The organism is Massilia sp. W12, assembly GCF_037300705.1.
Classification (GTDB): domain Bacteria; phylum Pseudomonadota; class Gammaproteobacteria; order Burkholderiales; family Burkholderiaceae_D; genus JACPVY01.
This window is the reverse complement of the sequence record NZ_CP147776.1, coordinates 4919728-4940444: the sequence shown is the minus strand read 5'-3', so window position 1 is coordinate 4940444 and position 20717 is coordinate 4919728. Positions and strand designations below refer to the sequence as shown.

Annotated in this window: 12 protein-coding genes; 3 read left to right on the top strand and 9 right to left on the bottom strand. The window is 58.5% G+C overall.

What is annotated here, in order from left to right:
* Positions 1–34: 34 nt before the first annotated feature.
* On the bottom strand, positions 35–616 hold the full coding sequence (locus V8J88_RS20045) for a TMEM165/GDT1 family protein (protein ID WP_338849940.1): 582 nt from the start codon (positions 614–616) through the stop codon (positions 35–37).
* A 332-nt stretch (positions 617–948) separates the two neighbouring features.
* On the opposite strand from V8J88_RS20045, the gene V8J88_RS20040 reads away from it, so the two are divergent.
* Complete coding sequence (locus tag V8J88_RS20040; protein WP_338846030.1) at positions 949–1434, top strand: YciI family protein; 486 nt, start codon at positions 949–951, stop codon at positions 1432–1434.
* Between the two features lie 58 nt (positions 1435–1492).
* On the opposite strand, the gene V8J88_RS20035 is transcribed toward V8J88_RS20040, so the two are convergent.
* The 5 genes from V8J88_RS20035 to V8J88_RS20015 form a co-directional block, all read right to left on the bottom strand.
* On the bottom strand, positions 1493–2191 hold the full coding sequence (locus V8J88_RS20035) for a PEP-CTERM sorting domain-containing protein (protein ID WP_338846029.1): 699 nt from the start codon (positions 2189–2191) through the stop codon (positions 1493–1495).
* Positions 2192–2482: 291 nt separating this feature from the next.
* Entirely contained in the window at positions 2483–3946 is a 1464-nt protein-coding gene (locus V8J88_RS20030; RefSeq protein WP_338846028.1) for a glutamate synthase subunit beta, read from the bottom strand.
* Positions 3947–3984: 38 nt separating this feature from the next.
* Positions 3985–8694 carry a glutamate synthase-related protein gene (locus tag V8J88_RS20025; protein ID WP_338846027.1) on the bottom strand — a complete coding sequence of 1570 codons (4710 nt, stop codon included), beginning with the start codon at positions 8692–8694 and terminating at the stop codon, positions 3985–3987.
* A gap of 765 nt (positions 8695–9459) precedes the next feature.
* Entirely contained in the window at positions 9460–10416 is a 957-nt protein-coding gene (locus V8J88_RS20020; RefSeq protein ID WP_338846026.1) for a hypothetical protein, read from the bottom strand.
* 127 nt (positions 10417–10543) lie between these two features.
* A complete protein-coding gene (locus V8J88_RS20015) occupies positions 10544–11512 on the bottom strand; it encodes a hypothetical protein (protein WP_338846025.1) in 969 nt (322 codons plus the stop codon).
* A gap of 149 nt (positions 11513–11661) precedes the next feature.
* Between V8J88_RS20015 and V8J88_RS20010 the strand changes: the two genes are divergently transcribed.
* Both V8J88_RS20010 and V8J88_RS20005 read left to right on the top strand, forming a co-directional pair.
* Positions 11662–14217, top strand: a complete 2556-nt coding sequence (locus V8J88_RS20010; RefSeq protein WP_338846024.1) for an alpha/beta fold hydrolase — start codon at positions 11662–11664, stop codon at positions 14215–14217.
* A 193-nt stretch (positions 14218–14410) separates the two neighbouring features.
* Positions 14411–16087 carry a long-chain fatty acid--CoA ligase gene (locus V8J88_RS20005; RefSeq protein ID WP_338846023.1) on the top strand — a complete coding sequence of 559 codons (1677 nt, stop codon included), beginning with the start codon at positions 14411–14413 and terminating at the stop codon, positions 16085–16087.
* 463 nt (positions 16088–16550) lie between these two features.
* Here V8J88_RS20005 and V8J88_RS20000 read toward each other — a convergent pair whose 3' ends face one another.
* Genes V8J88_RS20000 through V8J88_RS19990 form a run of 3 tightly spaced genes read right to left on the bottom strand, consistent with a single transcriptional unit; the run spans position 16551 to position 20436 of the window.
* Positions 16551–17432, bottom strand: coding sequence for an SDR family oxidoreductase (locus V8J88_RS20000; protein ID WP_338846022.1), 882 nt, complete (start codon positions 17430–17432; stop codon positions 16551–16553).
* Between the two features lie 29 nt (positions 17433–17461).
* A complete protein-coding gene (locus tag V8J88_RS19995) occupies positions 17462–19024 on the bottom strand; it encodes a tetratricopeptide repeat protein (protein ID WP_338846021.1) in 1563 nt (520 codons plus the stop codon).
* Positions 19021–20436 carry a hypothetical protein gene (locus V8J88_RS19990; RefSeq protein ID WP_338846020.1) on the bottom strand — a complete coding sequence of 472 codons (1416 nt, stop codon included), beginning with the start codon at positions 20434–20436 and terminating at the stop codon, positions 19021–19023. The genes V8J88_RS19995 and V8J88_RS19990 overlap by 4 nt, the downstream gene beginning before the upstream one ends.
* Between the last annotated feature and the right edge of the window lie 281 nt (positions 20437–20717).

Genomic DNA, 20717 nt, shown 5'->3' with positions numbered 1-20717 from the left:
CAGGCCGCTGGCAGCGCTGGTTTGGCGGGTGGACTTACAACCACCCCGCCAGGCGCGCCGCATCCCAGGCTGCAGCCAGACCGAGCAGCGCAAACAAGAGCGCAGCGCAACGCTGCACCAGCGCCAGCGGCAATTTTTGCCCCATTTTCTGACCGATGAAAATCGCCGGCACATCGGCGATCAACATGCCCAGCGTGGTGCCGGCGATCACCATCAAGGTGCTTTCATAATGCGCCGCCAGGGTGATGGTGGCGAACTGGGTTTTATCGCCCATTTCCGCCAGAAAGAAGCTGACAAAGGTGGCGCCGAATACGCCCAATCCGGCGCGGGTGGGCGTGTCTTCATCCAACTCATCGGGAATCAGAATCCAGGCCGCCATGCCCAGAAACGAAACCGCCACCCCAATCCGCAGCGCGAGCGGGGAAATCCATTGCGCCAACAGGCTGCCAAGCAGGCCGGCCAGGCCGTGGTTGGCCAGCGTGGCGGCCAGAATGCCCAGCATAATCGGAACCGGGCGGCGAAAACGGGTGGCCAGCATGAAAGCCAGCAACTGGGTTTTATCGCCGATTTCGGCCAGGGTGACAGCGAGGGTGGAAAGAATAAGTGCTTCCATGATGTTCCTTTGCTGGCGAAGATACGATGACTATACAGCCCCCGCCAGCAGCGGCGCCGTACAGTCATCAGTCTTGCCTATCCGCACCAGTTGGGGCGGGCGTCGCGCCCACGGCTTGCGCCAAGTATGTTGAACACGACCATCATGCAGGAGATGCGGCTACTCCCTGAGGACGGGGCGCACTTTAGCATACTGTGGCGGGCTTTGCCAATAGGCATCCCGGCCAGTGTTCCGAGGCGCAATACGCAACACTTCCGCCACGCCGGCGTGCTGGCGGCTGTGGTTTGCGGCGGGACTGGTGCAAAATAAGCTTTTGATCCAGCCCGGAGCCTGTCATGCCCAAATTACCCGCCATCCTTTCCTGCCTTACGCTGGCGCTGACCAGCTTAGGCGCCAGCGCACAAAGCGCTCCCGCCACGCCTGCCGCTGCTGCGCCAGCGAATTACGACGCCGCCCTGGCCAAAAAAGCCGGCGCGAATGAAAACGGGATGCGCAAATTTGTGCTGGTGATTTTAAAAACGCACAAACCCTTGCCCGCCGGCGCGCAGCGCGATGAAATGTTCAAAGGACATTTTGCGAATATGAAGCGGCTGGCGGCTGAAGGCAAACTGGCTCTGGCCGGGCCGCTTGACGGGGTGGAAGGGCGGCGCGGAATATTTGTGCTGGCGGTGGAGGATGTGGAAGAGGCGCGTAAGCTGGTAGCCACCGATCCGGTCATTATTCAAGGCGAGATGACAGCTGATTTTCACCGTTTCTTCGCCTCTGCGGCAGTCAGCCTGATTCCCGGGCTGCATGAAAAAATCGCACTCAAACCATTTTGACGCAACATAAAAAAACGCCGGCGCGCAGCCGGCGTTTTTCTATCTGAGTAGAGCTCGATCAGGCTTGACGGCGACGGCGCGCCAGCATGCCCAAACCGCCCAGACCAGCCAGCATCATGGCCCAGGTTTCAGCTTCCGGCACCACGGCCACTGTGCCATGCACAGCGAACGGCAGGTCAGCGGTCAGCGTGTCGATATCAGCCCAACCGTTGCCGGTGTTTTGCTGCCCATTGCCGTCACGGCCATCCGCAGTTTGCGGCACCCAAGGACCGCTGAAGCTGCTGTTGCCGGTAATCGACCAGCGCAGCCAGTAGTGGCCGGCAGACAGATTGAAGTCTTGCACGTCAGCTTGCAGACGGTAGATCTTGCGAGCGGTGCTGGTCGAGCTGTCGTTCAGCACGCGGTGGCCGACCAGGCCGCCATTGCTCACGCTGGTGGTGCCGGAAGCCATCACTTCCGTGCCGTCCGGCAGATCTTTGACCAGGCTCCAGGTTACCGATTGGAAACCGAAGTTGGTGGCGTTGGTTTGGTAAGCGAAGAAATCGAACTGGCCAATATTCCACACTTGATTGTCGCTGACTTTGAAGTCATCCGCGACAACAGCGGAGCTGTTGACGGCATAACCATAGGCGGTGCGTGCGCCGGAGATGGCGGATTTGCCATTCGCGTTCACAACCGGGCCATTGTCATACAATTCGACTGCTTGGGACACTTGGGGTAAGAGCGCGGCAATGCAGCATGCAACTAAGTATTTCATTGAATTTCCTTGATATGGCAGCGGAATGCTGCCTGAGTTGGCAAAAGGAGGATTCACTGCGGCCTTGAAGACGCCTGAAAAGCATGGGAAGTCGCATGGCTGCGCAGTGATGTGGGCAGGACGGGGTGGCTTGCGCCACACCTTACCGCCTTCTATCAGGAGCAGGGCGGTATGTGATGACACATTGCCCTTCTCCTGGTTGAGGAAATCATTCTGTTACAAAATGAAACTTGTTGCAAGCTTTTTTTCTACGTTCAGGATGTTTTGCCAAAATTTCATCAACACCCAAGCTTATAAGGGCAACTGCGACTCGCCCATCAGGAAGGCATCCACCGCATGCGCGCATTGCCGTCCTTCGCGAATCGCCCACACCACCAGCGATTGACCGCGCCGCATATCGCCGGCGGCGAAGATTTTCGGGGCCGAGGTTTGATACGCTTGCGCGCCATCGGTGGCGGCTTGCGCATTGCCCCGGCTGTCTTTGGCCACGCCAAACGCATCCAGCACTTGCTGCACCGGCGAGACAAAGCCCATCGCCAGCAAGACCAGATCAGCCTTGACCTCAAACTCACTGCCCGCCACTTCCACCATCTTGCCATCCTGCCATTCGACACGGCAGGCGATCAGCTTATCCAGCTTGCCGCCCTTGCCCTCAAAGCGCTTGGTGGCGACAGCCCAATCACGCTGGCAGCCTTCCTCATGCGAAGACGAGGTGCGCAGCCGGGTCGGCCAGTACGGCCACACCAGCGGCTTGTTTTCCTGTTCCGGCGGCATTGGCATCAATTCAAATTGGGTGACCGACAAGGCGCCGTGCCGGTTCGAGGTGCCGACGCAATCCGAGCCGGTGTCGCCGCCGCCAATCACCACCACATGCTTGCCGCCTGCTTTGATTTGATCTTTGAGCTTGTCGCCGGCATTGACTTTGTTTTGCTGCGGCAAAAAGTCCATGGCGAAGTGCACACCCTTGAGATTGCGTCCCGGCACCGGCAAATCACGCGGTTGTTCCGCGCCGCCGGCAATCACCACCGCATCATATTCCGCCGCCAGATCTTCCGGGAAAATGGTTTCCTTGGCCCAGTTATTGACGCTGGTCGGGAAGTCTTTGCCGATTAACACATTGGTGCGGAAGGTCACGCCTTCGGCCCGCATCTGCTCCAGGCGGCGCTCGATATGCGATTTTTCCAGCTTGAAATCCGGGATGCCGTAGCGCAGCAGGCCGCCGGCGCGGTCGGCTTTTTCAAATACCGTCACCGCATGCCCGGCGCGCGCCAATTGCTGCGCCGCCGCCAGACCTGCCGGGCCGGAGCCGACAATCGCCACTTTCTTACCCGTGCTGTGTTTGGCCGGCTGCGGCGTGATCCAGCCGTTTTCCCAGCCCTTATCCACGATGTAATGCTCAATCGATTTGATGCCGACCGGATCGTCATTGATGCCCAGGGTGCAGGCCGTTTCGCAAGGCGCGGGACAGATACGTCCGGTGAACTCGGGGAAGTTATTGGTCGAATGCAGCACCGCCAGCGCCTGGCGCCAATTGCCGCGATACACCAGATCATTCCAATCCGGGATGATGTTATTCACCGGGCAACCGTTATTGCAAAACGGAATGCCGCAATCCATGCAGCGCGCGCCCTGTTGTTTGGCTTGCGCATCGTCTAAGGTCAAGACAAATTCGCGATAATGTTTTTTACGTTCCGCCGCTTCCTGTGCGGCTTCGCTGATGCGTTGGTATTCGAGAAAGCCGGTGACTTTGCCCATGATCTTGTTTCCTGTTCTGTATTCGGTCGGACGGGTTTTTAAGCTGCGATTTTTTCAGCGGCTTTGACGCGGTTGAGTTCCTGCAGCGCGCGCTTGTATTCACTCGGGAAAACCTTGATGAATTTATGCCGCGCATTGGCCCAGTCATCCAGCAACAGGCGCGCGCGCGTGCTGCCGGTGTATTTAAAGTGACGCTCCAGCAGGCGTTTTAAAATCGCCTCGTCAGTTTCGCCCTGACCGCCGCGCTCCACGCTGTGCCAGGTCGCGGCATCGGTTTTCGCGCTTTGCTCCAGCGTCGATAAGACCGGCTCCAACTCCACCATGGCGCTGTTGCAACGCGCTGTAAATTGTCCGTCCACGTCATACACATACGCCACCCCGCCCGACATGCCGGCGGCGAAGTTGCGCCCGGTTGCGCCTAACACCACCACTGTGCCGCCGGTCATATATTCACAACCGTGGTCGCCCAGTCCCTCAATCACGGCGGTGGCGCCGGAATTGCGCACCGCGAAACGTTCGCCGGCCACGCCATTGATGAAGGCTTCGCCGCAAATCGCGCCGTACAAGACGGTGTTGCCGACGATGATGTTATCCACCGCCCAGCCACGGAATTCGGTATTCGGGCGCACAATCAAACGTCCGCCGGACAAACCTTTGCCAACATAGTCATTTCCTTCGCCCACCAGATCGAGCGTGATGCCTTGCGCCAGGAAGGCGCCGGCGGACTGTCCCGCCGTACCTTGCAATTGAATATGAATGGTGTCATCCGGCAGCCCGGCATGGCCATAGCGGCGCACCACCTCGCCAGACAACATGGCGCCGACGGTGCGGTTCAGATTGCGCACCGGCGAAATAAAAGACACTTTTTCGCCTTTTTCCAGCGCCGGCCTGCTTTGCGTGATCAGCTTGTTATCCAGCGCCTTGAGCAAACCATGATCCTGCTCCTCGGTGTGATACACCGATTGTCCCTTGGCATCGACCAGATGGAATACCTTGGCGAAATCCAGGCCCTGCGCCTTCCAATGCGTGATGGCTTTGGATTTATCGAGCAAATCAGCGCGCCCGATCAATTCGTCAAACGTGCGCATGCCAAGCTGGGCCATCAATTGGCGCGCTTCTTCCGCCACGAAGAAGAAATAATTCACCACATGCTCAGGCTTGCCGGCAAACTTGGCGCGCAACACCGGGTCTTGCGTCGCCACCCCCACCGGGCAGGTGTTCAAATGGCATTTACGCATCATGATGCAACCTTGCACCACCAGTGGCGCAGTGGCGAAGCCAAATTCATCCGCGCCCAGCATGGCGGCGATCACCACATCGCGCCCGGTGCGCATCTGGCCGTCGGCCTGCACCCGGATGCGGCTGCGCAAGCCGTTCAAGACCAGGGTTTGCTGGGTTTCCGCCAAGCCCAGTTCCCATGGCGAGCCGGCATGTTTGATGGAAGACAGCGGCGAGGCGCCGGTGCCGCCGTCATGTCCCGCGATTACGACATGATCGGCTTTGGCCTTGGTCACGCCGGCGGCCACTGTGCCGACCCCCACTTCCGACACCAGCTTGACCGAAATCGAGGCGGTCGGATTGACGTTTTTCAAATCGTGAATCAGCTGCGCCAGATCTTCAATCGAATAAATATCGTGGTGCGGCGGCGGTGAAATCAAACCCACCCCCGGCACGGAAAAGCGCAGGCGGGCGATGTATTCAGATACTTTGTGGCCCGGCAATTGGCCGCCTTCACCCGGCTTGGCCCCTTGCGCCATCTTGATCTGAATCTGATCGGCAGAGCACAGATAGGCGGCAGTCACGCCGAAACGGGCCGAGGCCACTTGCTTGATGCGCGAACGCAGCGAATCGCCATCTTCCAGCGCATAGTCAGACGCCACCTGTTCCTGGCCCAGCACCGAGGCCAGGGTGTCGCCTTTTTTAATCGCGATGCCCTTGAATTCCGGCATATAGCGGGCCGGATCTTCGCCGCCTTCGCCGGTATTCGACTTGCCGCCGATGCGGTTCATCGCCACCGCCAGCGTAGCGTGGGCTTCGGTCGAAATCGAACCGAGCGACATAGCGCCGGTGGCGAAGCGCTTAACGATTTCTCTGGCCGGTTCAACCTGATCCAGCGCAATCGCGCGGCTGGGGTCGATTTTGAATTCAAACAGACCGCGCAGCGTCAGATGGCGGCGGCTCTGGTCATTGATCAATTGCGCAAATTCCTTATACGTGGCGTAGCTGTTGCTGCGGGTCGAATGCTGCAGCTTGGCAATCGCGTCCGGCGTCCATAAATGATGTTCGCCACGGGTGCGGAAGGCGTATTCGCCGCCGGCGTCGAGCTGATCTTGCAACAGCGGATCGCTGCCGAACGCGGCCTGGTGCAGGCGCAATGCCTCTTCCGCCACTTCAAAGATGCCGATCCCGCCGACGTTCGAGGCCGTGCCCTTGAAATACTTGGCGACGAAATCCGTATTCAGGCCAACTGCTTCAAAAATCTGCGCGCCGCAATATGACATATAGGTGGAGATGCCCATTTTCGACATCACCTTCATCAAGCCCTTGCCAATCGCCTTGGTGTAATTCGCCACTGCCTTATCCGGGCTCAAGCCGCCAGCCAGACCGGGCGCAATATCGCGCAGGGTTTGCAGAGTCAAATACGGGTGCACAGCTTCCGCGCCATAGCCGGCCAACAGGGCGAAGTGATGGCACTCGCGCGCCGAACCGGTTTCCACCACCAGCCCGGTGGCTGCGCGCAAACCGCGCGCCACCAAATGCTGATGAATCGCAGAAGTCGCCAGCAGGGCCGGAATCGCCACTTGCTGCGCATTGATCGCACGGTCTGACACGATGAGGATGTTATGTCCCGATTTCACGGCATCCACCGCTTCCGCGCACAGCGAGGCGATGCAGGCTTCAATTCCGGCGCGGCCCCAGGCCAGCGGGTAGCAGATATTCAAGAGATAAGATTTGAACTTGCCGCCAGTGTGCGCGCCGATGTTATACAGGCGCAGCATATCGGTTTCATCCAGCACCGGCTGTTTCACTTCCAGCCGCATCGGCGGGTTGATGTTATTCGTGTCCAGCAAATTCGGCTTTGGCCCGATGAAGGAAACCAGCGACATCACCAGCGCTTCGCGGATCGGATCAATCGGCGGATTGGTGACTTGCGCAAACAACTGGCGGAAATAGGAATACAGCGGCTTGAGCTTGTTCGACATCACCGCCAGCGGCGAATCATTGCCCATCGAGCCGGTTGCCTCCTCAGCGTTTTGCGCCATCGGCGACAGTACAAATTTGATGTCTTCCTGGGTGTAGCCAAAGGCCTGCTGCAAATCCAGCAGGTTTTCCTGCGGCATTTCACCGCCGTTTTTCGTATGTCCCGGACGCAGGCTGACTTTGGAATCCTGCAATTTCAAATCCTGCAGGCTGATGCGCACCGAATTGATCCAAGCTTTATAGGGCTTGGCGTTGGCGTACATGTCTTTCAATTCTTTGTCATCAATGATGCGGCCAGCCTCCAGGTCGATGAGGAACATTTTGCCCGGTTGCAAACGCCATTTCTTGATGATTTTGGATTCAGGAATCGGCAATACGCCGGCTTCCGAGGCCATCACCACCATATCGTCATCAGTGACGATATAGCGCGCCGGGCGCAAGCCATTGCGGTCCAGCGTGCCGCCGATGTGGCGGCCATCGGTGAAGGCCATCGCCGCCGGGCCGTCCCACGGCTCCATCATCGCCGCATGGTATTCATAGAAGGCGCGCCGGTTGTCGTCCATCAGGCTGTGGTTTTCCCAGGCTTCCGGGATCATCATCATCATTGCCTGCGCCAGCGGATAGCCGCTCATCACCAGCAGCTCCAGCACATTGTCAAAGCAGGCGGTGTCGGACTGGCCTTCATAAATCAGCGGGAACAGCTTTTGCAAATCGTCGCCAAACACCGCCGATTTGATCAAGCCTTCACGCGCGCGCATCCAGTTGAAATTGCCTTTGACGGTATTGATTTCGCCATTGTGCGCAATCAGGCGGTAGGGGTGGGCCAGCGGCCATTCCGGGAAGGTGTTGGTGGAAAAACGTTGATGCACCAGCGCCAGCGCGGAAATACAGCGCGGGTCTTGCAGATCTTTGTAATACAGGCCCACCTGATCAGCCAGCAGCAAGCCTTTGTACACCACGGTGCGCGCGGACATCGAGGGCACGAAGAATTCTTTGCCGTGCGCCAGCTTCAGCGCCTGAATCGCGTGGCCGGAAGATTTGCGGATCACATACAGTTTGCGCTCCAGCGCGTCAGTCACCATGATGTCCGGGCCACGGCCAATGAAAATCTGGCGGATCACCGGCTCGCGCTGGCGCACTTCGGGCGACATCGGCATTTCTGTATCCACCGGCACATTGCGCCAGCCCAGCACCACCTGGCCTTCGATGCGCACCGCGCGCTCGATTTCCTGTTCGCAGGCGATGCGCGAAGCGTTTTCCTTTGGCAAAAACACCATGCCGACGCCATATTCGCCCGGCGGCGGCAATTCCACGCCTTGTTTTGCCATTTCATCGCGGTAAAACTGATCCGGCACTTGAATCAAAATGCCGGCCCCGTCGCCCATCAATTTATCTGCGCCCACTGCTCCCCGATGATCCAGATTTTTCAGAATCTGCAAGCCTTGTTCGATCACCGCATGGCTTTTATTACCCTTGATATGGGCAATGAAGCCGACGCCGCAGGCGTCATGTTCGTTGGAAGGGTGGTACAAACCTTGGGCATTCATCGTGGCTCTCCGCTGCGTGTTGGTAGTGGGAAAAGATTAGTGCAGTGCGGAAAAATTCACAATCCTCTAAATTAGGGTCGGAGTAAAATAAAAACATGGGAAAATGCACAGAGGAAAAAATGGTGCCAGAGTAAAACCACACTGCCGCAGAGGGAAACAAGCCACGGAGAAATCTGCTGTTTATCGAATTTTCCCTTGTCTATACAAGGGTTTTTGCAGTGAAAATTTGTGCGGGCCGCGCGCATAGCCTGGGCGCCGGTGCGGCAATCCGGCGCGCTGCACGCCGCAGCGTCTCAGCATTGCGGTTCGGCCAACTGGTCTGCAGGGTTCCGGCTCAGGCCGCAGCAAGGCGGCGCAGGGCAGGGCGGCGTGCGGTGAATGGGGCAAATCGGGAAGTGGTCTGCTGCGCTGCAAAATAAAGAAATGGTATCTATTCAGCCGCTGCGCTAACAATTCGGTCTTGTATGCCAAGCGGGGCGCAGCTTCATTGCGTGGAGCTGGTTGAACCACGGTTTTGCCGTTCGTGGTGTGCTTGTCGAACCATGGTTTTGCCGTTCGTGGTGTGCTTGTCGAACCACGGTTTTGCCGTTCGTGGTGAGCTTGTCGAACCATGATCAACCATGCCCTTCGACAGGTTCAGGGCGAACGGAATCTGCTTCGTCCATCTTTGTGAAGACTGAACAGTCACAAGAAATGCTGGAAGCGATGGACGTAAAAAAGCCGGCAATGTTTGCCGGCTTGATGAAAAAAAACCGTCGCGTGCGTTTATTGCATCGCTTTGAGCTGGTCAAAGGTGACGGTTTGCGTCAGTGTGATCGAGCCGTCCGGCTTATCGCTGAAATCCACTTTGACCGATTGATTGCCGGTCGGCGTCAGCGTGATTTTCGTGTTGCCGCTGCCGCTGATCACCATCTTGCCGCTGATCGGGAACCCTTGCGGGCCGGGCGTGAACGGCGCTTCGGTGCTGACCGTCACCGGAATCGTACCCAGGGCCTGGTTTTTGAATTGCATTACGCCGCTGATCTGATAGCCGCTGTTGCCATTGCTCATGCTGTAATTGCTCAGGCTGCGTTCAGTCACCAGCGCGCCGTTTTTGTAGTAAGCGATATACATGGCGCTGCCGCTTTGCACCACTTTTCCGCCCACGCTGCTGAATTTGCCATCGCCATTCAAGACAAAGCGCTCTGTCGCGCTGCTGAGGCTGAAATTCTGGAAATTCAAACCATATTCAAAGCTGTTGCTGCCGGCGGCGATGCTCATGCTGGCGCCGCCGTCAAATTTGACCCCGCTGTCGATGCAATTGCTGGCGGTCAAATCAATCTGCGCGCCGGCAGCCAGACTGCGGCTGGCGTTGAGGCGGATGTTCAAATCAATCGTGCCGCCATCGCGGCAATTATCGGTCATGCGGTTATTCAGATCCGGCAGCGACGCTGCGCCATTCTTCACGGCGTTGTAGATATCGCCGACTTTACTGTTCAAATTCATGCTGGCGCCGCCGCCGCTGTTACTGCCGCTGCCGCCTTGGCCGCTCAGCGCATCGCCGCTGTTATATGCTTGCGCCGCGACTTGCATGAAATTGCTGCTGCTGATCGGCGTTGACTGGACTGGAGGCGTGACCGGAGCAGGGCTTCCCGCACCACTGCCGCCGCCGCCACAGGCGCTCAGCAGACCCAGCAGCAACATACCGCCCAAATGCTTGGCATTCATATTCATCATTCGCATCGATAATCTCCAGTAGTGGGAGGGGTTGAAACTTGCAATCTGAAGCGTGAATTTTATCCTGACTTGCAGCGCAATATCTGACGAATGATGAAATAAAGCCGGGCGGCAGGGCGCCGCCCCGGCAGCATCAATTCAGCGCTTTTTGCACGTCTTCGTAAGTGCTGTTCTGGCTGTTGGTGATTTTGCCGTCTTTTTGATCGGTGAAATCGATTCGCATCGCATTCGTGCCCAGCGGCGCCAGCGCCAGCATGCTGTAACTGCTGCCCAGAACCGTCAAGCGGCCAAGCACCGGATATTTGTCCGAGGCAATGAAAATGCTGGCGTTATTGATCTCAGCCTGGAAGTTGCCGGGTTTGGCGCCCTTATACAGGAATTTGCCGCCCAGGCCAAAGCTCTTATTGCCGCTGCGCAAGGTGTATTCGGTCAATTCTTTTTCGTCGATCAGCACATTATTGCTGTAACGCGCCAGCACCAGGCGTTTGCCGGTGTTCAAATAGGCGTCGCCCGCTTTGGCGATCAGGCTGTCGCCATTCAGAATGAATTTTTCCGTCCCTTCCTGCAGGGCGAAATTGCTGAACACCGCATTGAATTCGCCGTTCACATTCGCGGTGTATTCAATTTTGGCTGCGCCGCCAAACCATACCTGGTTCAGCTGACAGGTTTGCACCGTCACTTGCGCATTGTCGCCGGCGGCCAGAACTTTGGCGGTTTTCAGCGTCACCGCCACATTCACCGCGCCGGCGGCGGCGTCACTGCCGCAAGCCACGCTGAAGGAATAGCTTGTGCCTTCGCGTTTGGGGACTTCGGTATTGATGGCTTCAAACACTTTTTGCAGCAAATCGTTGGGATGGGTGCGGCGCACTGTGCCCGGCTCCAGGCCATCGTTCAGGGCCAGGCCATTCGCCGCACGCAGCACTTGCCCGGCCACTTGCAATTGGTTGGCGACGGTGATGCTGAGCTGGCCGCTGGCAGGGGCTTCGCCCTTGCCGCTGCCCCAGCTGCCGTCGCCACCGCCGCAGGCGCCAAGCGCAGCCAGCGCCACAGCGCTGCATGTGAATTGCATCAGTCGTTTTGGATTGCGGAATCGGTAAGGCATCTGAATATACTCCAGCAGAATGGCGGAAAAGGTGGCGGCGCAGGGGCCGAAAGCAACCGAGCATTCTGCCCGTATGCGTTGGCGCTGACAAGCACTTTCGTATGCGCAGCGCTAAGCCATCGCGGCATGCTGCAAGCTACAATTGGCGCATGAGCTTCGACGTTGACCTGCACCGTTACACCATCAGCCTGCCCGACCGGCTGGGGCCGTCGCGTCCCCTGGAAATGAGCGTGGTCGAAGCCGGCCCGGCCAGCGGCGACAAATACAGTGCGCCGACCATGGTTTTCATTCACGGCTTCGGCGGCCGCGCCGCATATTGGCATTTTCAGCTGGAGCAATTTCAGGAAGATTACCGCGTGCTGGCCCTGGATCTGCGCGGCCATGGCTATACCGACGCGCCAGACGAAGCCGAAGGCGCGCGCTACGATGTGGCCGAATTGGTGGCGGACATCGAAGCCGCGCTCGAAGTCTTGCGCGCGCCGCAGCAATTCACCTTGATCTGCCACTCTTTTGGAGGCGCCCTCAGTTCTTACTTCATCCAGCGCCATCCGCAGCGGGTGCAAGCGCTGGTGATTATCGCCTCGGCGGTGCGCTTCAAGCTGCGTCTGGCCGGGCGCTTGCTGTTGCGCGCCCCGCCCTGGTTGCTGGACAGTGCGCGCAGCCTGCTGCAAGCCACCATATTCAACGCCGCGCGCCTGTATCCGCCTTCGCATGTGGTGTATTTGCAAAACCGCAACGCCCTGCGCGACTGGGACGGCAGCGATTACCTGCGCGCCATCGCCTGCCCGACCCTGGTGATCCTGGGCCAGCGCGATATTTTGTTTGCCGAAGAAGCCTATCGCGCAGTGGCGCAACTGGTTCCAGGCGCGCAGCAGGTGGTGGTGCAGGTTTCCGCGCATCAAGTGATGGTAGAGCGGCCCGACGCGGTCAACCGCGCCATCAACCATTTTCTGCTGGGTTTGCAAGACCCGATGCAAGCGGCGCAGCAGCGCGCGGCGCAAAAACAAAGCCGGCGCGCTGCCCGCATCGCACTCGAAGCAGCGCGGCCCTGGCTCAAGTTTTACGATGCGCGCACCACCTACCGTATCAAACCGCCGTATGCGCCGCTGCCCAAACTGCTGGAAGCCTGTGCGCGCCGCTTTGGCAAAACCACGGCGCTCAGTTTTTATGGGCGCAATATGAGCTGGCGCGAATTGGATCGGCTGGCCACCCGTTTTGCGCATGGCTTGCTGGCGCGCCGCATCCGCCCCGGCGAAAGGGTGATGCTGGCCTTGCCCAACAGCCCGCAATGGCTGATTGCCTATTTCGGCATCTTGAAAGCCGGCGCCATTGCCGTGCTGGTCGAAGCCGGCCTGGAGCAGCAGCAATTGCTCAAACGCATCCAGGAAAGCCGCAGCGTGTTATTGATTGTCTCCAGCCAGCGCTATCTGGAATTGCGCAGCCCGCTGCTGCAAGATGCGCGCGCCGCCGGCTTAAAGCGCGTGGTGTTCGCCAGCCTGCATGAATACATGGGGCCGCGCGCCCGTCTGCAATACCTCAGCCGCCAGCATCCGCGCTTGCCGTGGCTGTGGCGCAACCGGCCACAACCGGAACGCCGCTTCGCCCGCTTTGCCGATTTGCTGCATGCGCGTCGCAACGAATTGCCGCCGCCCGCCGCGCTGGATGATATCGCGGTGATTGTGTACACCTGGGGCAGCACCGGGCCGGCCCTGCCGGCGCCTTTATCGCATCGCAATCTGGCCAGCAACGCCTTGCAACTGCGCCACTGGCTGCCGGAAGCGCGCCCCGGCGACGAGCGATTTCTCGCCCTGCAGTCATTCGCCTCGGCGTATGGTTTGACCGGCGTGCTGCATTTGGCGGTGTATCTCGGGGCCAGCATGATTTTGTTGCCGGACGATAATCTGGAGCAGCTCTTGCGCTGCGTGCAAAAACAACGCCCCACCTATTTCCCGACCACCCCGAAAATCATTCATCAATTGGTGCAAACCCCGCGCGTGCGCGACTACGGCCTGGCCTCGATCCGGGTGTGCGCCGTGAGCGGCTCACCGCTGCCGCGCGAGGTGAAGGAAAAATTTGAAAAAATCACCCGTGGCCGCCTGTTGCAGGCATATGGCCTGGCGGAATGCGCCGCCGCCGCGCTGGCGATGCCGATCGCCAGTCGCGGACGCGGCGGCGCCGTCGGTTTGCCGCTGCCGGACACCGAAGCGCGCATTCTGGATTTGGACAGCGGCCAGGAGCTGGGGCCGGAGCAAGCCGGCGAACTCTGGCTGCGCGGCCCGCAAGTGTTTGCCGGCTACGATGCGCCGTATGACAGCGCGGAATATCAGGCGCGCCTGCAACATGGCTGGTTCGCCACCGGCGATATCGCCAGCATGGACGATGACGGTTTTTTCCAGATCATCGAGCGCAAGGCGAATCTGGTGTGGCGCGGCGGCATGCGGGTGTTTCCGCGCCAGATTGAAGAAGTGTTGTATGAACATCCGGCAGTCGAATTCGCCCAGGTGCGCAAGCAGCCGGATGATGAGGGCGTACTGCATTTGCGCGCCGAAGTGCGCGCCAGCGCCCACGCGCGGCTGACTGAGCAGGAATTGCGCGCCTGGTGCGCGCGCAATCTGCCGGCCCCGGCATTGCCGGACAGCTACCAGATAGAGAGCGGGGCCGTGCTGCTTGAGCCGCGCTGGCTCTTACCGCTGCGCCAGAATTAAGGCCAGCCTTGCTCTGGCGTCAGCTTGTTGCGCTGCAATATAGGTATTTCGTTAAAACAAGAGAGGAAATTCTACGCAAACTGCTTGCATGCAAACCCGCTCGCAGCTAGCATCACACGACATCACCAAGCCGGGGCGCCTCTGCTCATTGCAGCGTAGCGGGACGCGCCCCAACACACAAAAGAGGGAATGGATGGATAAGTTTTGGCTCAAGAATTATCCGCCCGGCGTGCCGGCGGAAATCGACCCAGCGCAATACCAATCGCTGGCGCACCTGCTGCAGGATGCTTTCCGCAAATACGCCGACCGGCGCGCCTTCATCTGCATGGGTAAATCGATTACCTACGGAGAGCTGGACCAGAAATCGGCGCACATCGGCGCCTGGCTGCAAGCGCAAGGCTTATCCAAGGGCGCGCGCGTAGCGATCATGATGCCGAATATTCTGCAATACCCGGTCGTGATGGCCGGCGTTTTGCGCGCCGGCTACACCGTGGTCAATGTCAATCCTCTCTACACCCCGCGCGAACTGGAACACCAGTTGAAAGACAGCGGCGCGGAAGTCATCTTCGTGGTGGAAAATTTCGCCAACACCGTGCAGCAGGTCGTCGCCAAAACCCAGGTCAAGAAAGTAGTGGTCGCCACCATGGGCGATATGCTGGGCCTGAAAGGTTTGCTGGTCAATTTCGTGGTGCGCAAGATCAAAAAAATGGTGCCGGAGTACAGCCTGCCGGGCGCCTACCGCTTCAATCAAGTCTTGCTGCAAGGCAAGGGCATGCAATTGAAGGAAGTCAAGATCGGCCACGACGACATCGCCTTCCTGCAATACACCGGCGGCACTACAGGCGTATCCAAGGGCGCGGTGCTGCTGCACCGGAATGTGCTGGCGAATATCCTGCAAAACGAAGCCTGGTTCCAACCGGCCTTGAAAGGCTGGACGCCGCCGCCGGATGGCATGCTGATTGTGTGCGCCTTGCCGCTCTACCATATTTTTGCGCTGACCGTGTGCGGCCTGATGGGCGCCCGCCTTGGCGCCTGCAACCTCTTGATTCCCAATCCGCGCGATTTGCCCGGCTTTATCAAAGAGTTGAAGAAATACAAGGTGAATATGTTCCCTGCGGTCAACACCCTGTTTAATGGTCTGTTGAACAATCCGGAGTTCGCCAAGCTTGACTTCTCCGGCTACCGCATCTGTAACGGCGGCGGCATGGCGGTGCAGCAAAGCGTCGCCGAACGCTGGTTGAAATTGACGGGCGTGCCCATCATCCAGGGTTATGGCCTGTCTGAGACATCGCCGGTGGCGACTGCGGTGCGCTTTGACACCACCGAGTTTGACGGCACCATCGGCCTGCCGATTCCGAATACCGAAATCGCGATTTTGGACGACGACGGCAAACCGGTGCCCTTGGGCGAGCGCGGCGAAATTGCGATCCGTGGCCCGCAAGTGATGGCCGGCTACTGGCAGCGCCCGGAAGAAACCGCCAAAGTGATGACCCCGGACGGCTTCTTCAAAACCGGCGACATCGGCGTCATGGACGAAAGCGGCGCCACCCGCATCGTTGACCGCAAGAAAGACATGATTCTGGTCTCCGGCTTCAATGTCTATCCGAATGAAATCGAAGACGTGGTCATGGCCATGCCGGGCGTGCTGGAATGCGCTTGCGTCGGCGTGCCGGACAAAAACGCCGGCGAAGCGGTCAAACTCTTCATCGTCAAAAAAGATCCGAATCTGACCGAAGACCAGGTGATGGATTTCTGCAAAGAGCAGCTGACCGGCTATAAAAAGCCGAAATACGTGGAATTCCGCAAAGACCTGCCCAAGACCAATGTGGGCAAGATTCTGCGGCGCGAATTGCGCGACGAAAAGAAATAAGCAGTGTTGATCTGATGACAAACCCGGCCAGGCGCCGGGTTTGTTGTTTGTGCGTCAGCATATTGTTTGCGCCTTCATCTGCGCGTTTTGACCAGGGTGCAGCTCGCCCGGCAGGAGCGGCTTCAGCCGCGAATGGCCTTTGTGCTGTGCGCCATCCTTGTTCGCGACTGAAGTCGCTCCCACCACAAACTCACAAGTTTGCCTTGCGCATGCTCTTGAGCGGAACACAGGAAAATGAGCCAATCGGCACACCCAAAAATTCACCATCGCAACAAGCTGTGAATTGACAAAATACCGGTAGGAGCGGCTTTAGCCGCGAATAGGCGCCGCGCCATATCCGCCGCCGGTTTTCGCGACTGAAGTCGCTCCCACAACAAATTCCATGCGTGGCCTCATGCAGCGTATTGGGGATATACCGTGTCAAGCGGGCAGGGCGCGCATGCGAGCCTCGCCGCCGCCCCCCTCACACCCCCAGGCTATACCCCGCCACCATCTTCTTCTGCAATGTCCCATCCGGGTCTGCCCCGGTTTTAAAGCGGCAAAATTCTTCGGCCCAGGGCGAGGTGCGCAGGCGCAGGGGCGGCTGTTCCTGTTCCATGCAATCCGCAATCACCTGCGCCACCTGGGCCGAACTTTGGTAAATGTGCGCCACATCTTCCGGCTTGCGCGAGCGGGCGCGGTGGATGTAGCCGGCCAGCAGCGGCGCATACGGATCATCTTCCGCCGGCGGCGTGCCGGGCATGCGCGCCAGCACGTTTTTGGCGAAATCGCTCTGAATCCCGCCCGGCTCGACCAGGGTGAAATGCAAATTGAAACCGGCTTCCATATACACCGCCAGCGCTTCGGTGAAGCCTTCGAGCGCAAACTTGGCGGCGCAATACAATTCATTAAACGGCTGTCCCACCAGCCCACCCACCGAGCTGATGTTCAAAATATGCCCCTGCCGCGCGGCGCGCATGGCCGGCAGCACGGCCTGGGTGCAGCGCAGTGCGCCAAAGAAATTCACCTCCATCACCCAGCGCCAATCATCCGCCGTGGTTTGCTCAAACGGGCGCAAAAAACCGGCCCCGGCATTATTGATCAGCACATCCACCCCGCCCCAATCGTGCAACATGCGCGCCACGCTGGCTTGCACGCTGTCGGCGTTTTCCACATCAAGCTGGTCGATATGCACAGCCATCGAATCCAGCGTCATGCCGCGCGCGGCGGCGGCGTCCAACAGCGCAAGTTTTTTCTCAGGCTGGCGCATGGTGGCCCAGACTTGATGGCCGCGCGCAGCCAGTTCCACCGCAAGCGCAGCGCCTAAGCCGCTGGAAGCGCCGGTGAGCAGGATTTTTTTTGGCATGGGGGAGGCTCCTTTTGAGTTTGCAGGAATCAGGCTTGGTCGGGGAAATGTTGTTGCAGGGTTTGGGCTACGTAATCAGCTTCAGGTATGCGCAGCTCGCGGTCAGCGGCGAGAGATTGTTGCAAGAGGCGCAGGGCTTCGGGGCGGTCGGCGGCGTGGCCACGCTTTAGCAGGAGTAGGGCGAGATTGAAGCGGCTGACGGACAGCTCGCGCTTGTCAGCGAGCTGTTCAAATATAGGCAATTCTTCTTCCCGGCGAATGCGCAAAGCTTCATCCCATTCGCCGCGTGCTTGCAAGACATTGGCGATTTTGCCCATGGTCACAGCGCGTGCGCGCTGATCGCCCAAGCTTTCAAAGGCTGGCAGTAATTCCTCACGGTATATGCGCAAAGCTTCATCCCATTCGCCGCGCGCTTGCAAGACATCGGCGATTTTTCCCATTGCCACAGCGCGCGCATGCTGATCGCTCAAGGATTCAAATGCAGGGAGTACTTCTTCCCGGCGAATGTGCAAAGCTTCATCCCACTCGCCGCGTGCTTGCAAGTCATCAGCGATTTTGTCCATCGTCACAGCTCGTGCGCGTTGATCGCCCAAGGCCGTATAGACAGGCAATTCTTCTTCCCGGCGAATGCGCAAAGCTTCATCCCATTCGCCGCGTGCTTGCAAGACATCGGCGATGTTGTCCATGGTCACAGCGCGTGCGCGCTGATCGCCCAAGGCCGTATAGACAGGCAATTCTTCTTCCCGGCGAATGCGCAAAGCTTCATCCCATTCGCCGCGTGCTTGCAACACATCGGCAATTTGGCCCATGGTGAACGCATATTGCCGTTGATCTTGCCGCGCCAAGGGCAGTAATTCGTCACGTAACAATCGCAGTGCAGCATCCGGCTGGCCAAGTTTGATCAGCAAATCGGCTTGCTCATACAAAAGATTCCAGCGCAATGCATCCCCCGCCTCTTCCCCGGTTTGCGCCAAATACTGTTGAATTTCCGCCAGCCGTGCTTGCTTATCCTGCCCGCTGCGGTTATCAATTACTTTATGATTGGGACGTATCACATCCAGCAAGCCGGCGCTTTGCGGCTTTGCCTCATCCTCTTCGCAAAACACATACAAACCCCGCTTCCACGACCACAAATCCGGCGCGCGCGTGGCCAGGGCGCGCAAGCGTGGCGCGCGCAACCAGCACAGCATGGGGACGGGAATGCTGGCGGCGCAGGATTCGCGCTGGATATTCCAGGCGCCCATGCGCCTGTCCGCTTGCGCTGGATCGGGATAATCTTCCAGCCATTGATCCAGGTCAGTGATTTCTATCGGTTTGCCGGCTTGCGCAGCGGTGCGCAATGTCTGCTCAAGATCAAGCCAGTCAGCATGTCCCATGGCCTGAACTTGGGTGAAGGCGCCGAACAGACTTTGTAAAGCTTGGGAGACTGCTTGCTGTTGCTGGCGGTGGGAAAATTTGAGCAGATACAAGGCCCAGTGCTTTGTGTCGCTGCGTAGCGAACGCGCAATGCGGCGAAAATCATCAAAACACTCAGGCGGCAGGCTCTGTGCTGCCGTGCGGATGGCGGGTTCAAATTCCGCTAAGTCGCTCATGGCGTTTTGTCAGCCGCCGCTGTTTGCGCCAGCGCTTCTTGCGCAAGTTTTTCCTGCGCCAGTTTAAACGGATGCAGCAAACGCAAGACCGGGTGCGCCTGGCGCCAGGAGCCGGTGTTATATTCCAGCAAAGCGCCTTCTTCAATCAGATAATTAATGTCGTCGCTATGCCCTTGGTTTAAGAGCAAATCGCTCTGCGCCAAAATCTGATAGTGCTCAATTTTTAACCAATGCCGGAATTCCGCCGCCAATTTTGTCGCCGCTTTTTCAACTGTGGCGCGGTCAAAAGGCAGGCGTTCGACAATTTCACAGCAAATGCGCAAGAGTTTCAGCGCATCGCGCACATTGCCGCCGGAATAATCAATCACATCATCCAGGCTTTGCAGATCGGCAAACATGCTGTAGTGCGCGCGCTTGAGCAGCATTAAGCGCATCATGTCATAGGCGGCGGGCAGCGCATGGCCATCATCAAAATCGCGCAGCTTGACCATGGGCAAAATCACCGCATCAAATTGCGCCAATGGCCGCCCATTATGTTTCAGCGCCAGCGGCGCGGTGTAAATCGTGACACACTGCGCTTGCGTGACTTGTATCCCTTCATCCTGGAAAAAACGGCGCCAATCATCGCCGCGAAAACGGTCGGGGCCGTCGATCACCAGCAAGGGCAATTGTCCCTTGCCGCTGCGCTGCAAGCCATCGGTGATGGCTGCCAGCAATTGGTTCAGCGCACCGATGAATTCGCCATAGCTGTTATTCACCACTTCGCGTATGGTTTCGCGCTTGGTATTGGCCAGCTTAAAGGCGCTGGTGAATTTAGCGACCAGCTTGCCCAGCAGCGGGAAGCTGTAGCCGGCTTCGATTTCGGTTTTTAACTCGGCGGACAGTTCGCTGACTTTTTCATGCGTCAGCACGGTTTGCGTGAACCAGTTGTACAAGCGCTTGGCCCCGGCTTCTTCTATTTTGATGTGCTCATCTTCCAGATGTTTCAGCAGGGCCTGGGTGGCGGCCAGCCAGACATCGCAATAACGCACATTATTCGGATCAATCAATTTCAAGAGATCAACATGCGTCACCCAATACCGATCCTGCGCTTGCAATTGAGCGCTCAAGCGGCGCAATTCGGTGCTTTTGCCACAGCCGACATGGCCGAAAAATAAGAGATGTTTGCCGTTTTTGGGCGGCAAAAACATGGGCGGTTGTTGTTCCGGGAAATAGCCCAGCTTGCGCAAAAATTCATTGCTGAAGGCGTCGCTGCGCGCCGCTTTGCTGTCCACATACAAGCGGTCGCCCGCTTCCAGCGGCCCCAGGTCGTGCAGGTGGTATAAAACCACAGCCTCATTGCGCGGCGCCGCCTCCAGCGTGGCGCGCGTTTCTTCATTCAGCTGTGGAAATAACTCATCAATTTGCAACATCTCAAGACTCCATGCCAGCGCCGGAGCAGGATGGCCCGGCTGCTTTGATTGTACCGCAGGCCGGCGACAGGTTTGCTGTTTCAAACGCCCGCAGCCGGCGCCAGCCCGGTAGGAGCGGCTTCAGCCGCGAATACGCACCGTAGCAAAGCATCCACCGGTGTTTGCGACTAATGCCGCTCCTGCAACAAAAGCGCAGGCTGTGCGGGAGTCTGGCGGGTGTGTGCAAAATCAACGCTGTTGCGCCAGTATTTGATTGCCTGCATACCTGTGGGAGCGGCTTC